Here is a 14063-nt window from a genome sequence, read left to right as displayed (position 1 = left end):
GCGTCAGGCTCCCTTGCCGTAAACGATGAGTTCAGATGCTTCTTTGACCCTCGCAGGTGAAAGCGCGTCGCGCCAGGTGTCCTTCACCACGACGCCCTTGGCGAAACGCATCAGGCGTAGCGCCGCATCGGAAGGCACCTTCGGTGAATATCCAAACCACATGGCGATCTCGACATTCAGGTGGCCGATCAGGAAATCGAGCGCGGCCTCGCGCGGGATACCGTACTTCTTCTCGCATTCTTCGACCGCCTCGACCATCGTGTCGACGAACGGCATGGCAACCATTTCCGACAGGCCCGGTTCCAGGATGGCGAGCTGCTCCACGCTGACGCGGTAGCTGTTGATGATCGGCGACCACATGGCCTTGCAGATTTCCTCACCGAGCGCGTAGTGCTCCTCCGGTCCTTGCATCAGCGCACATACGATCGACTGCTTGGCGATGCCGCCGTGATAGTCCCGCCGCGCGTCCCATTCCGTCTCGTCGTTGAATAGCGGCGGATGACAAGGATGGCCGACGAAGTAGGTGAGGTCGGGACGATCCTTCGGAAGGTCCTCCGCGTAGGGTGCCGCGGCATCGAGGATAAGCAGCATCGCGCCGGATTGCAGCATCGGCGAAATCTGCCGCGCGACCTCCCCGATTACGTTGTCGGGCAGCGCCATGACCACGACTTTCGCGCCGGGAATGCCCTCTTCCGACGTAACCGGCTTAATGTTCGCCTCCAACAGGCGGTCGCGGCCGGCATCGCCGATCTCGACGGCACGAAGATCATATCCCGCTTCGACAAGCTTGCGGGTGACGCGGAATCCCATCTTGCCGCCTGCACCGAGCACTGCCACAGAAATCGTCATCGTTTCTCTCCCATGTTGCTCCGGCGCTTCGATGTTGCGCGCCGGTATCCTCGTGAACTGTCATCGTCCGGCACCCGCGCCGAAGGTCTCGAGCGCTGCGGCGAGGTCTTGATGCGTTGCCGCGTAGTCGCGGGCGGGAATACCCCTGGCGGCCGCCTCCCATGCCTCCTGAAGGCTGCGCACGCCTGCCGCGATCCCGCCCGGATGGGCCATGATGCCTCCGCCGCAGCAATAGATGAGATCGTTGGTTCCAAGCGCGGCATAGGTCGCCTCCGCCTGCACCGCCGACTGACCGGAGGAGAAGACGGGCATCACCGTGTCCGGGCGGTCGGGACGGGAAAACATCGGGGTCAGGCAACAGCGGGCGGAGTCGATGACGGAGGCGTCGGTTTCGCAGAACTTGTTCGACAGGCCGTTGACATGCATGTGGTCGACTCCCGCCAGGCGCCAGAACTTCTGGTATGCGGTGTAGCTGACGCCGAGATCGGGGGAGCGGCTGAAGAGACCCCAGCCGGCGCGATGTCCATGGATTGCAACTGAAGAGTGGCGCCGGACGTCGATGACGCCCGGCAGGCCGACCGAGTTGAGGACGAGCATGGCGCAGGTGCCGCCACGCTTTTTAATCAGGTCCAGCTGACGGCGCATCTGGTCCATGTCACCGGAAATATTGGCGGCGAACATGACCTTGCGGCCGGTGCGGTCCGCATGGCGGTCGATAACGTCCATGACGGCACCGAAACGCTCGGCGAACGGTGAGTGCGGCGGATCACCCATGAGTTCATCGTCCTTGATGAAATCGAGTCCCGCGGAGACGAGCGTGTCTGCAAGCGCAGCCGTCGCCTCGACCGTCAGCCCGACGCTCGGCTTGATGATCGTGCCGATGATCGGTCGGCCGGTGACACCGGTCAGCCGCCGCGTCCCCTCGATGCCGAAGGCAGGCCCAGGATAGGCATCGGCGAAGGCGTCCGGCAGCACCAGATCGAGAAGCTTCATCGCCGAGAAGTGGTGGAGCTCGAAGAGATTACCGAGCACCGTGGACCAGACAGAAGAAAGGATCGTGCCCGTATTGTCGAGGTTCCAGGACAGGGTGACCCTGGCGCGCCGCGGCCGGGCAGAAGAATGACCTTTGGGCGGGCGGGAATGAGGCAGGGACGGGACATCCGCCTCGCCAAGATCGTCGATCGCCTCGACTCGCGCCCCGTACCGGCTCAGGAGCTCCGGGGTCTCGCCCGGAAGGGGGCGGAAGGTTCCGCTCGACTGCTCACCGGCCATGGCGGCCGCGGCAACCTCCAGGGGATAGCGCGTTTCAATGAGGTAGGTGGCGACAATTCGAGATTCCACGGGCACTTCCTGGCGCTGACCGCATCACTATACGGAGGAAGTAGCACCAAAAAGAGTTTATGTCATCATATGAGTTTGCCGGCCACGAATTTTGTTGAGGCCGGCATGAGTGCTCAAGGCTGTGCGGAGGTCTTCAGTTTCGAATAGAGCTCGTTTGCCCGATCGATGTGCTCGGCCATCGCCGCAGCGGCGGCCTCCGCGTCGCCGCCGGCGATTGCCTTGTAGATGCGCTCATGCTCTTCGATCGTCAGGCGCTCCGCGCCTTTCATGGCGACGAGGTCGCGCTTGAAGCGCGAAAGCCAGTCGAGCATGCCTTTCGAAACGGCAGCGATCATCGAATTTCCGCTCATCTCGGCGATGATCACGTGGAACTGCATATCGACAGCGACGAAGCGCGCCTGGTCGCCCCGAGCCTCCTGAAGCTGACGGATGGAGTCAGCGAGACGATCGAGGTCGCGCGCCGTCGCACGCCGTGTCGCGACCCGCACCAGACCGGTTTCGAGCAGGAGCCGCACCTCCTTCAACTCCTGCAAGCCCCTGGGATTGGTGGCCAGCATCATGATCATCGCCGCCGAGATCTGAGCAACGATGACGTCCGGCGTGGGGTTGATGACGCGCGCCCTTTCCCCGTGGGAGATCTTTATCAGCCCCATTTGCTGCATCGCCAGCATGGCCTCGCGAATCGAGGGGCGCCCGACGCCGATCATGCTCATCAGCTCTTTTTCCGAAGGGAGCTGCGAGCCAGGCGGAAACTCAGAGGTCGAGATCGCCTCCATCAGCCGGTCGAGCACCTCGACGTAAAGCTTCTTTTTTTGAACTGGCTCCATTCGACTCTCCAAAGACGGCGCAACCACCTTGCCGCGTTCTTCATAGCAATCCGAATCTCCGCGGCAAACAGGCGTGGAGCAAGATTGACATTACATATATGATGACCTAACGTCCAGCCGTACACGATTGAGGAGAACCCGATCGGTAGATGGCGGTGCCATCTGAACAAGTTCTTTGGGAGGAGAGCGCAATGACACTGACAAGACGTGAATTCACCGTCGCCACACTGGCAGGGCTTGCGGCGACGAGCGGCATGACCCTTGCTGTCCGGGCGCAGGGCAAGAAGACGATTGCCGTCCTTTTCGACGGGCTCTACTCGGAATTCTGGGTGGCGGGCATTCAGATCATTCGCGACGATCTCAAGAAGCGCGGCTTCGAGATCATGGAAGCGATCTCCGACCAGGACGACAACAAGCAGTTCGAGCAGGTTCGTGCAGCAATCGCCCGCAAGGTAGACGGCATCATCATCGTACAGACGGATTCCAACGCGGTCATCCCGGCGATCAAGGCTGCCAACGAGGCCAAGATCCCGATGGTGCACTTCAACCGCCCGCCGGCCAAGACGGAGGCTTTCTCGGTCGCCATTCAGGCGGACAACCAGAAGATCGCGCGCGATGCCGTGACTTACGCATGCAAGGTGGCGAAGAAATCCGGTCAGAAGCACAAGGCCGCAATCCTGATCGGCGATCTCGGCGATCCCAACGCCATCCAGCGCCGCGACGGTTTCGAAGAAGCGGTCGCCCAGTTCGCCGACACGATCGAGGTGGTCGCCAAGATCCCGACGGAATGGAACGCCGACACCGCCTTCGCGGGCCTGACCAATGCCCTGCAGGCCAATCCAGACATTTCGTTCCTGTTCACATCATCGGATTTCCTGATCCCGCAGATCCAGCAGGCGCTGAAATCTGCGGACAAGTGGCACAAGGTCGGCGAAGAAGGCCACGTCATCTTCACCGGCTTCGACGGTTTCCCGGATGCCTATGCCTTGATGAAGGACGGCTACATGGATGCCTGCGGCGTTCAGAACCTGTTCTTCGAAACCGAACTCGCCATCCAGGCCATTCTGGACCTGCAGGAGGGCAAGACGGTCGATCGATTGCTCCTCGATCCCGGTTTCGCGATCACCCAGGCCAACATGAGCGAGAAGGCGGCCGCGATGTGGGGCTACGTTCTCTGGAAGGAAAAGAACCCCGGTTGATTTCCGGGCTTCCGGCACGCGGACGCGCGTTCCGCCGATCTCCGGTCCGCCACCATTCTCCCGGGCGGCGCGGCTCCTCCTGCTGCAGTCCATAGCAGACAGGTGGAGCCGCGTGTCCGCCCACCATTCGATGAGTTCGACAACGAGGCCGAAATGCCACTTTCAGCGTCAAGCGACACGCTTGCGGCACCTACGGAGCGACCGAGAGCACTGCGTTGGGCGAAAATCCTTCTCTCGGAATATTTCGTCCTCGTCCTCTGCGTCGTCTACGTAGCGGCAATCTACCCTTTCGTGCCCGAGATCCTTTCCTGGGAGGTGGCGTCTAACATTCTGGGCGACATGATGCCGTTGCTGGTCGTCGGCATCGGACAGACTTTCGTCCTCATCATTGCCGGCATCGACCTCTCCATCACCGCGATCATCTCCATGGCGGCCGTCGTCGGCGCCTCGGTGATGACGGGCACGGACGGCTATCTGGCGGGCTCCGCCCTCGCCGTTCCCGCCGCAATTGTCGCCATGCTGACCGTCGGGGTGCTGGTCGGCGCCGTCAACGGGCTCTCCGTCGTGAAGCTCAACATGCCCTCCTTCATCGTCACGCTTGCCACGCGAATGTTCTTCGCAGGTCTCGCAATCTGGTACGTGACCTTCCATTCGACCTCGTCCTCCATCGCAAATCTTCCGGAGGGCTTCACGTCCTTTGCGACCGGCGCCGTCCTCGGCGTTCCCTACACGGTGGCACTCGCCGTCGCTATCGGCCTTTCTGCCCATGTCCTGCTGTCGCACACACAGTTCGGGCGGTGGGTCTATGCGGTCGGCGCAAATTCCAGCGCCGCCCGGATTTCCGGCGTGCCGGTCAGCCGCACCATCCTGTTGACCTTCCTCATCAGCGGCGTCTGCGCCTCCGTCGCAGCGATGATGTACGCCTCGCGCATGCAGACCGGCTCCCCGATCGCCGGCGAGAACATCCTGCTCGACGTCATTGGCGCGGTGGTCATCGGTGGCACGAGCCTTTTCGGCGGCAAGGGCAAGATCGTCTGGACGGTATTCGGCGTGCTCTTCCTGCTGCTCATCGACACGTCGATGAAGCTGCTCGGGTCGTCGCTCTTCATGATCTACATCATAAAGGGCGGCGTCATCCTGCTTGCAGCGACGGTCGACACGTTTCGCCATCACCTCCTGGTAAACCGATAGGACGGGCGATGACGAAACTTCTGGAAGTCGAAGGCCTGACCAAATCGTTCTTCGGGGTAACCGTCTTGCACGGCGTCGGCTTCTCGGTCGAAAAGGGCAAGGCACTGGGGCTTGTCGGTGAAAACGGGTCCGGCAAGTCGACCAGCATGAACATCCTCGGCGGGGTCCACCAGCCGAACGCCGGGAGTATGCGGCTCGATGGCGCTATCTATGCCCCGGCCGATCCGAAGGATGCTTCGGCGGCCGGAATCGCGTTCATTCACCAGGAGCTCAACCTCTTCCCGAACCTGACGATCGAGGAAAACCTCTTCATCGACAGGTTCCCCCGGCGAAATATCCTGCCCTTCATCAACCGTGCGCAGATCCGGCGGCAGACGGAAGAGTACCTGGCGCAGGTCGATATTTCGCACCGGCCATCGACGCCGGTGTCGAAACTCAGCCAGGGTGAGCGGCAACTCGTCGAGATTGCCAAGGCGTTGTCGCGCAATGCCAGGCTCATCATTTTCGACGAGCCGACCACCTCTCTGACGCGCCCGGAAGTCGAACGCCTGTTCGCCATCATCGGCCGGCTGAAGAGCCGTGGCATCGGCATCATTTACATCAGTCATGCGCTGGAAGACGTGATGGCGGTCTGCGACAGCATCGCAGTCCTTCGTGACGGGCATGTCGCAGGCACCGCGGAAACAACTGCGATCGACGTGCAGCGCATCATCTCCCTGATGGTAGGGCGGTCGATCGACGCCATCTACCCGGAGCGCTCCGTCAAACCGACGAGCGACATCGTTCTTTCCGTCTCGGGCCTCAGCCAGCCTGGCGTGGCGGAAAACATCACCTTCGAGATTCGCGCCGGGGAGGTCGTGGGCCTCGCAGGGCTAATGGGTTCCGGTCGATCGGAACTCGCTCGAATGCTGTTCGGCCTCGATCGATTTGCGCGCGGGGAAATCCGCATCGACGGCAGGCTGCTTGTCGATCCGACGCCTGCAACGGCGATGGCCGCCGGCGTCGCGTTCCTGACCGAGGACCGCCGCGGCGAGGGCCTCGTTATGGATTTCACGATCGCCGAGAACATGGTGCTCGCTTCGTTGCCGACGGTCGCCGGCGCATTCGGCCTGGTCGATCGAAGGAGGATCAGCACCGTCGCGGCCGAGATGGGCCGCGCGATGCATCTTTCGACGGCCAAGGTCGACGACACGATGGTCAAGCACCTGTCGGGCGGCAACCAGCAGAAGGTCGTCATCGGCAAATGGCTTCTCCGCCAGCCTCGCCTGTTCATCCTCGACGAGCCGACGCGTGGCATCGACGTCGGGGCGAAGCAGGAAGTCTACCGCATCATCAACAGCCTCGTTGAGAGCGGAAGCGCCGTTCTGCTCATCTCGTCCGAGATCGAGGAACTCATCGGCCTTTCGGACCGCATCCTCACCATCAACCGCGGCGAACTGACCGGCAGCTTCGCGCGCCGTGACTTCGACCGGGAGGCCATAATGACCGCTGCCACGGGCCTTTCCGGGCCAAGAGAGGTGCAGGCATGAAAACAGGCAACCGACTTGTCCTGCTGCTCCTGCAGAACGCGCCCTATATTCTCTTCATCGTTCTCCTGATCCTGTTCGGGCTCGTCTCCGACCGCTTCCTCGCCTTCGCCAACTTCCGGAACATCGTCATACAGGCGACCCCGATCGCGATCCTGGCCATCGGGATGACGTTCGTGCTGCTTACGGGCCAGATCGACCTGTCGGTCGGCGCGAGCATGTATCTCACGGCGAGCGTTCTGGCGATCTACCTGCCCGGCATTCCGTGGCCGCTCGGGCTTCTGGCGGTCATGGCGATGGCGGGCGTCATCGGCGCGGTCAATGGTAGCGTGGTAACCCGGCTCGGCGTCGCTTCTTTCATCGTGACACTCGCCACGCTCTTCATCCTGCGCGGCATCGCGATGTGGCTGTCCAACACCCGGACGCTCATGTTTCCCGACCAGATAACCGACCTGAACCGCACCTCCGTGCTCGGCATTCCGTCCGCCATCGTTGCCTTCGTCGCCGTATTTGCGGCCGCCTGGCTGATCCTGCATCAGACCGCCTTCGGCCGTCAGGTCTATGCGGTCGGTGGCGACACCGAAGCGGCGCGAAAGGCCGGGCTCCCGGTTCGCCGTATCGTCCTCTTCTGCTTCATCATCGCAGGGCTTTGCGCCGGCATTGGCGGCTTCGTCTCGATCACGCAGATCGGTGCAGTCGGCCCGAAATATGGAGACCAGATCGAGTTTTCGGCAATCGCGGCGGCCGTTCTCGGGGGCGTCTCGCTCTTTGGCGGACGGGGCAGCGTGATTGGCACCGTGTTCGGGGCGATCCTCATCAAGACCGTGCAGAACGGCCTGAACATCATCAATGCCGACCCGTACATCTACCCGCTGGTAACCGCGGCCATCATCTTCATCGCCGTTGCGATCGACGGCCTGCGCACACGGATCATCGACAAGCTGGAGCGGCGGACCGTCCGTCCGCTGACAGACAGGTGAACGGAATAACGAAAGGACATCTCCCAATGACTTCGATTGCCCTGTTCGGCGCCGGCGGCAAGATGGGTTGCCGTCTTGCAAAGAATCTCCAAGGCTCGCGCTTCGACGTGCGCCATGTGGAAGTGAGCGAGGCGGGGAAGGCTCGCCTCCAAACCGAGCTGGGGCTCTCCACACTTCCCGCGGACGCCGCGCTGGATGGCGCCGACGCTGTCATTCTCGCCGTGCCGGACACAGCCATAGGCAAGGTCGCTGCCGGGATCGCGGACAAGCTCGCCGCCGGCACGATGCTTGTCATTCTCGACGCCGCCGCTCCCTTTGCCGGCCACCTGCCGAACCGCGGCGACCTGACCTATTTCGTCACCCATCCCTGCCATCCACCGATCTTCAACGACGAGACCGATCCCGCCGCCAAGCGAGACTTCTTCGGCGGCGTGGCTGCAAAGCAGCACATCGTCTCGGCGCTGATGCAGGGACCGGAGGCGCATTATGCGCTTGGCGAGGAGATCGCCAAAGTCATTTGGGCGCCCGTCATGCGGTCGCACCGCATCACCGTCGAGCAGATGGCGATGCTGGAGCCGGGCCTTTCGGAAACATTGTGCGCCAGCCTGCTCATGGTGATGCGCCAGGCGATGGACGAGTGCGTTTCGCGAGGGGTTCCAAAGGAGGCGGCTCGCGACTTCCTGCTCGGCCACATGAACGTGCTCGGCGCCGTGATCTTCGAGGAAACGCCGGGCGTTTTTTCCGATGCCTGCAACAAGGCGATCGAATTCGGCATCCCCGTTCTCATGAAGGATGACTGGAAGCGCATCTTCAACCGGGATGAGCTGACCGAAAGCATTCGGCGGATCACGTGAGGACGAACGGCATGTTGCATGGCGCCCTCATCGGCTGCGGGTTTTTCGCGATCAATCAGTTGAATGCCTGGCGCGACATCGCCGCGCGTGATGGCAGCGCCGACATCGTCGCTCTTTGCGATACCAATGCCGAGCGACTTGGGGAGGTCGCCGCCGCGTTCGGAATTTCCCGCACCTATACCGACGCGGCCGAAATGCTGGAGCGGGAAACCCTGGACTTCGTCGATATCTGCACGACCGCTCCCAGCCACCGCGCGCTCGTTGAACTGGCCGCATCGAGGAAGCTGCCGACCATTTGCCAGAAGCCTCTCGCTCCGACCATCGAGGATGCGCGCGCGATCGTCGATGCCTGCGACAAGGCCGGGATTCCGCTGATGGTTCACGAGAACTTCCGCTGGCAGTCGCCCCTCATGGCCGTGAGAGATATTCTTGCAAGCGGGCGCATCGGCCGCCCCTTCTGGGGCCGGGTCTCCTTCCGGTCGGCGTTCGACGTCTATGCAGGCCAGCCCTATCTTGCGACGGGCAAGCGGTTCATCGTCGAAGATCTTGGCGTCCATGTCCTTGATGTGGCCCGCTTCCTGTTCGGCGACGTTCTGGGCCTCACGGCCCGGCTCGCCCGCGTCAACCCGGACATCGCCGGCGAGGACGTCGCGACCATGATGCTGGCCCACGAAAACGGCGTAACGTCCGTTGTGGACTGCAGCTACGCGACCAGGCTGGAAGAGGAGCTCTTTCCGCAAACGCTCGTCGAGATCGATGCAAGCGAAGGATCGCTGCGCCTGTCTGCCGGCTACCAGCTCACGCTCACCAGCCGTACGGGAGGTGTCGAAAGACACGATCTCTCCCCGCCGCTGCTCCCCTGGGCGAGCAAGCCCTGGCACAATGTGCAGGAGAGCGTCCTGCTGATCCAGAAACACTGGGTAGAGTGCCTGCTTGCGGGAACGAGACCCAGCGCGTCGGGTGACGACAATCTGAAGACCTTCGCGCTCGTGAATGCCGCCTATGAAAGTGCCGCAACGGGCGCGACCATCCAGTTGAGGGATGTCTGACATGGTCGAAGCCTATCCGACCCCCCAGGCGGGCAACAACGAGGCGGGCACCGTCCAGCGCCTGACAGCCGGACCACTGTCCGTGGAGCTGGAGGACGGCAACCTTCGTGCCGTTCGGTGGCATGGCAAGGAAGCGATTCGGGCCATCTCCTATCTCGTTCGCGATGCCAACTGGGGCAATCATGCGCTCGCCATTTCCGGGCTAAGCATCAAGGAAACCAGGGCCGACTTTTCTGTTCGCTACAGGGCCGAGTGCAAGAGCGATAGCGCCGGCCTCGCCATCGACGTCCATATCTCCGGAAGCGCCGGCGGCAAGCTGGTCTTCGATGCAGAGGCCGTTCCGAACGGCGACTTCGTGACCAACCGCTGCGGCTTCTGCATCCTCCACCCCATCGTGGGCGTGGCAGGGCAGCCGGTCGTTGTCGAACACACGGACGGCTGTAGGGAAGAGGCACATTTTCCCGATGTCATCGCGCCAGCGCAGCCGTTCTTCGATCTGCGTGCGATCACCCATGAGATTGCGCCGGGCATGACGGCGCAGTGCCGGATGGATGGCGACACGTTCGAGATGGAGGACCAGCGCAACTGGTCGGATGCCTCCTACAAGACCTATGTCCGCCCCCTCGCCCTGCCCTGGCCCTACACGCTCCCCGAAGGTGTGCCGGTGCGCCAGACAATCACCGTGATCTTCAGCGGGGAGCCGGACATCGTTCAGACCCACGCGCAACGGGACGAGGTCGTCAATCTCTCGACCGTCGCCAGAGCCGGCCGCAACCCGGACTTTGGCCTTGGCGTCCGTCCGGAGGACCTGGCGGATACGCTGGACAATATCGATCAACTGAGGGCGATTGCGCCGCAGCACCTCATCCTTGCCTTCAACCCGTTGGCCGGGCACAGCGTCTCCGCCCTTGAAGGATATGCCCGCCTCCTCTCGGCCTATCCCGCGGCAGCGACGCTGGAATATGTGCTGGCCTGCGAGCAGTCACCGCGGGTTGAACTGACCCATCTCGCGCGACGGGTTCGCGACGCGGGGCTCGGCCTTTCGGCGATCGCTGTCAGCCCGGCGCCAGACCTGAGATCGACGCCACCCGGTAGCGCATGGCCGGACTGCCCGGCGCTGGACGAGGTCTATGCGGCTGCAAGAGAGGCCTTCCCGGACCTGCTGCTCGGCGGTGGTATGTTCAGCTATTTCACCGAACTCAACAGGAAGCGCCCACCCCTTGATCGGCTTGACTTCATCACTCACACGACGTCGCCGCTAGTGCATGCCGCAGACGATCGCAGCGTGATGGAGACGCTGGAGGCCCTGCCCTTCATCACCGCGTCCGTCCGCGCTTTCGCCGGTGACATGCGCTACCGGATCGGGCCGTCGTCCATCGGCATGCGCAGCAACCCCTATGGCGCATCGCTCAGCGCCAACCCGGATCGCCGGCGCATGACGATGACGGCCGACGACCCGCGGCAGCCGACGGATTTCGCGGCCGCCTGGATGGTCGGATATGCCGCGGCGACGGCCGACGCATCGCTGGACGTGCTTTCGCTCGGCAGTCTGACGGGTCCTTTCGGCGTTCTCGAGGCGGGAAGCCCGAATCCGGCCTTCAAGGCGGCACAGTGGATCAGCTCCCTTGCCGGACGTGACGCCGTGCACATCGAAAGCTCGGACCCCAGCAGAGTTCTCGCCGTCGGCGGCGGCGATACGGTGCTCGTCGCCAATATCACCCCTGACAAGGTGCGTGTCATCGTCGACGGTGCGACAGCCATCGAACTCGGCCCCTACGGCATTGCGAAACACCGGCTGGAGGGCGTCTCGTGAGCGGTGATCTCCTGCTCTGCTACTACGGCGACGATCTGACCGGCTCCACCGATGTGATGGAGGCGCTGGCGACACGTGGCACGCCGACGATCCTCTTCACCGCGATACCCACGGCCGACGAGATGAAACGCTTCCCTGGCCGAAGGGTCATCGGCATTGCCGGCACCAGCCGCAGCGAAACGCCGGAGTGGATGGACGAGAACCTGCCGCCGGTCTTTGAATGGATGAAGCATTCCAGCGCGGCCCTCTGCCATTACAAGGTCTGCTCGACCTTCGATTCCAGCCCCGCCGTCGGCAGTATCGGCAGGGCGATGGACATCGCGGCTTCCGTCTTCCGGCAGACCTGCATGCCGCTCGTCGTCGGCGCGCCGGAACTCAAGCGCTATACCGCCTTCGGCAATCTCTATGCCCATTTCGGGCCGGACGTGTTTCGTATCGATCGGCATCCCGTGATGAACCGCCATCCCGTGACGCCGATGGATGAGGCCGACCTGCGCGTCCATCTCGGCCGCCAGACGGACAAGTCCATAGGCCTCATCGACTTCCTGCGTCTGAAGAACGGTCTGGCACCGGAAGAGCTGTCGCTGCGTGCCAGACAGGAAGACATCCTGCTTTTCGACGTGCTCGACGAGGAAACCAAGGCCGCAACGGGCCGCCATCTGTGGTCGCTCAGAGAAGAGTGCCGGTTCGTCACCGGTTCCTCGGGCGTCGAGTACGCGCTCGTGGCTAAGGACGCCGGAACGCCACTCAGCGCCGAGGCTCGATCCGTTGCGGGCCCGGGCGGCCGGGGGCCGATTGCCGTCGTCTCCGGCAGTTGCTCACCGACCACGGAACGGCAGATCCGGCACGCGATCGACAACGGCTTCGATGGCATCCATGTCGATGCTTCCGCCCTGACGACGCAGACCGAGGCGACCGTTCAAGCCGCCATCGAGGCGGCGAGCGCCGTGCTCCGCAGCGGCCGAAGCCCCCTTCTCTACACCGCACTCGGCATTGCAGACATGCGGGTCGCCGGGCTTGAGGGACACCTGATCGGACAGGGGCTGGGACTGATCCTTGCCGGGCTCGTGCGTCGCCACGGCCTCAAGCGAGCCGTCGTCGCGGGTGGCGACACGTCAAGCCACGCGATCAAGCAGCTATCCATACTCGCACTCGAATTGCTCGCGCCACTGCCGGCATGCCCCGGCTCGCCGCTTTGCACCGGATTCCTGAAGACGGAGGGAGAACAACTAGAGATCGCATTCAAGGGCGGCCAGGTAGGCACGGATGCCTATTTTACGGTCGTTCGCGACATCTGATCCGCCAAGGGAAACTTAGCAGAAACCCAGGCAGTCTTTCGATCGCGGAAAGACGGCCTGACACACGGAACGGGAGGTCTCCATGTCCACATTGCGTCGCAGCTTCACATTCGCCTGCCTGGCATCGATTTCGATGCTGGCGATAGCACCTCAGGTCGCCGTCGCCTCGCCAGACAAGCCGGTAATCGCCTTGTCCAACTCGTTCTACGGCAACACCTGGCGCCGCCAGATGGTCGACGCCTTCACAGCCGAGGCTGAAAAAGCCAAGGCCGACGGCAAGATCGCCGAATTCGTCGTGCTGAACGGCGATGGCAGCGTCAACCAGCAGAACAGCCAGATGGCGGAGCTCATCCTGCGCGGCGTGGATGCGATCGCCATCAACGCCGCCTCGGAAACCGCGCTGAACGGCCTTGCCGAGAAGGCATGCGCCGCCGGCATCAAGATCATCGCGTTCGATTCGCTCCTGACAGCAGACTGCGCTTACAAGCTCTCCTTCGACTTCACGGGCTACAAGACCGAACAGGCCAAGAAGACGCTCGAACTGATCGGCAACAAGGGCAACGTCATCGTTGTGCGCGGCGTCAAGGGTTCCGGTCCCGACAACCTGATGTACAGCGCCCAGAAAGCCGTTCTAGACGCCAATCCGGACGTCAAGGTCGTTGCCGAAGTTTTCGGGCAAGCCACGGCATCCGTCGCGCAGTCGGCAATCGCCAATGTCCTGCCGAGCCTCGGCCAGGTGGACGCGGTTCTCGGCCAGGGCGGCAGCGACGACTATGGCATTGCGCAGGCCTTCGTTCAGGCCGGCGGTCCTTATGCTGAAAAGCTCCCGGTCATCGAGGGCGGTGGCTCCAGCGATTTCGTGATCTGGTGGGCCGAACAGGCAGCCAAGGGCTACAAGACGACATCCATGAACACGACGCCCGGCATCGGCGGCGCCGCATTCTGGCTTGCCTACGAGATCGTCAAGGGCGCGACGCCCGCCAAGGAGATGACCATGCCGGTTGCCACCGTTGACGAAAGCAACCTCGCAGAGACCGCGAAAGACCTGAAGCCCGGCCTCATCATCAGCCCGAGCTTCAGCCAGGAATGGGTGAACGAGAACCTGATCAAGACAGCAAAATAAAAAGCGCAGGAAG

General features: G+C 62.8%; 12 protein-coding genes. 9 read left to right on the top strand and 3 right to left on the bottom strand.

The window, feature by feature from the left end; translation table 11 throughout:
- Window positions 1-3: 3 nt before the first annotated feature.
- The 3 genes from CN933_RS12145 to nanR all read right to left on the bottom strand — a co-directional run bounded on the left by CN933_RS12145 (window position 4) and on the right by nanR (window position 3017).
- On the bottom strand, window positions 4-849 hold the full coding sequence (locus CN933_RS12145) for a phosphogluconate dehydrogenase C-terminal domain-containing protein (RefSeq protein ID WP_102761639.1): 846 nt from the start codon (window positions 847-849) through the stop codon (window positions 4-6).
- Between the two features lie 60 nt (window positions 850-909).
- Window positions 910-2196 (bottom strand): ribulose-bisphosphate carboxylase large subunit family protein, encoded by a 1287-nt coding sequence (locus CN933_RS12140; RefSeq protein WP_210204016.1) that lies wholly within the window; start codon window positions 2194-2196, stop codon window positions 910-912.
- 107 nt (window positions 2197-2303) lie between these two features.
- Window positions 2304-3017, bottom strand: a complete 714-nt coding sequence (nanR, locus tag CN933_RS12135) for a transcriptional regulator NanR (RefSeq protein ID WP_102761637.1) — start codon at window positions 3015-3017, stop codon at window positions 2304-2306.
- Window positions 3018-3208: 191 nt separating this feature from the next.
- On the opposite strand from nanR, the gene CN933_RS12130 reads away from it, so the two are divergent.
- The 9 genes from CN933_RS12130 to CN933_RS12090 all read left to right on the top strand — a co-directional run bounded on the left by CN933_RS12130 (window position 3209) and on the right by CN933_RS12090 (window position 14050).
- Window positions 3209-4216 carry a sugar ABC transporter substrate-binding protein gene (locus tag CN933_RS12130; RefSeq protein WP_164866740.1) on the top strand — a complete coding sequence of 336 codons (1008 nt, stop codon included), beginning with the start codon at window positions 3209-3211 and terminating at the stop codon, window positions 4214-4216.
- Window positions 4217-4369: 153 nt separating this feature from the next.
- Window positions 4370-5407, top strand: a complete 1038-nt coding sequence (locus CN933_RS12125) for an ABC transporter permease (protein WP_127708106.1) — start codon at window positions 4370-4372, stop codon at window positions 5405-5407.
- A gap of 8 nt (window positions 5408-5415) precedes the next feature.
- Window positions 5416-6936: a sugar ABC transporter ATP-binding protein gene (locus CN933_RS12120; RefSeq protein WP_102761634.1), complete on the top strand. Its 1521-nt coding sequence runs from the start codon at window positions 5416-5418 to the stop codon at window positions 6934-6936.
- Complete coding sequence (locus tag CN933_RS12115; protein WP_102761633.1) at window positions 6933-7913, top strand: ABC transporter permease; 981 nt, start codon at window positions 6933-6935, stop codon at window positions 7911-7913. The genes CN933_RS12120 and CN933_RS12115 overlap by 4 nt, the downstream gene beginning before the upstream one ends.
- 26 nt (window positions 7914-7939) lie before the next feature.
- On the top strand, window positions 7940-8767 hold the full coding sequence (locus CN933_RS12110) for a phosphogluconate dehydrogenase C-terminal domain-containing protein (protein WP_102761632.1): 828 nt from the start codon (window positions 7940-7942) through the stop codon (window positions 8765-8767).
- A gap of 11 nt (window positions 8768-8778) precedes the next feature.
- The gene (locus tag CN933_RS12105) at window positions 8779-9816 is read left to right on the top strand and encodes a Gfo/Idh/MocA family protein (RefSeq protein ID WP_102761631.1); all 1038 of its coding nucleotides are present in this window, start codon (window positions 8779-8781) and stop codon (window positions 9814-9816) included.
- Window positions 9809-11629 (top strand): D-apionate lactonase, encoded by a 1821-nt coding sequence (gene apnL, locus CN933_RS12100; RefSeq protein WP_020487490.1) that lies wholly within the window; start codon window positions 9809-9811, stop codon window positions 11627-11629. The genes CN933_RS12105 and apnL overlap by 8 nt, the downstream gene beginning before the upstream one ends.
- Window positions 11626-12927, top strand: a complete 1302-nt coding sequence (locus CN933_RS12095) for a four-carbon acid sugar kinase family protein (RefSeq protein WP_102761630.1) — start codon at window positions 11626-11628, stop codon at window positions 12925-12927. The genes apnL and CN933_RS12095 overlap by 4 nt, the downstream gene beginning before the upstream one ends.
- Window positions 12928-13009: 82 nt before the next feature.
- Entirely contained in the window at window positions 13010-14050 is a 1041-nt protein-coding gene (locus CN933_RS12090) for an ABC transporter substrate-binding protein (RefSeq protein WP_102761629.1), read from the top strand.
- Window positions 14051-14063 lie beyond the last annotated feature (13 nt).

The organism is Sinorhizobium sp. M4_45 (assembly GCF_002885915.1).
Taxonomy (GTDB): domain Bacteria; phylum Pseudomonadota; class Alphaproteobacteria; order Rhizobiales; family Rhizobiaceae; genus Sinorhizobium; species Sinorhizobium meliloti_A.
Note: the sequence above shows the minus strand (reverse complement) of the source record. Positions and strands in the feature narration are given on the sequence as shown.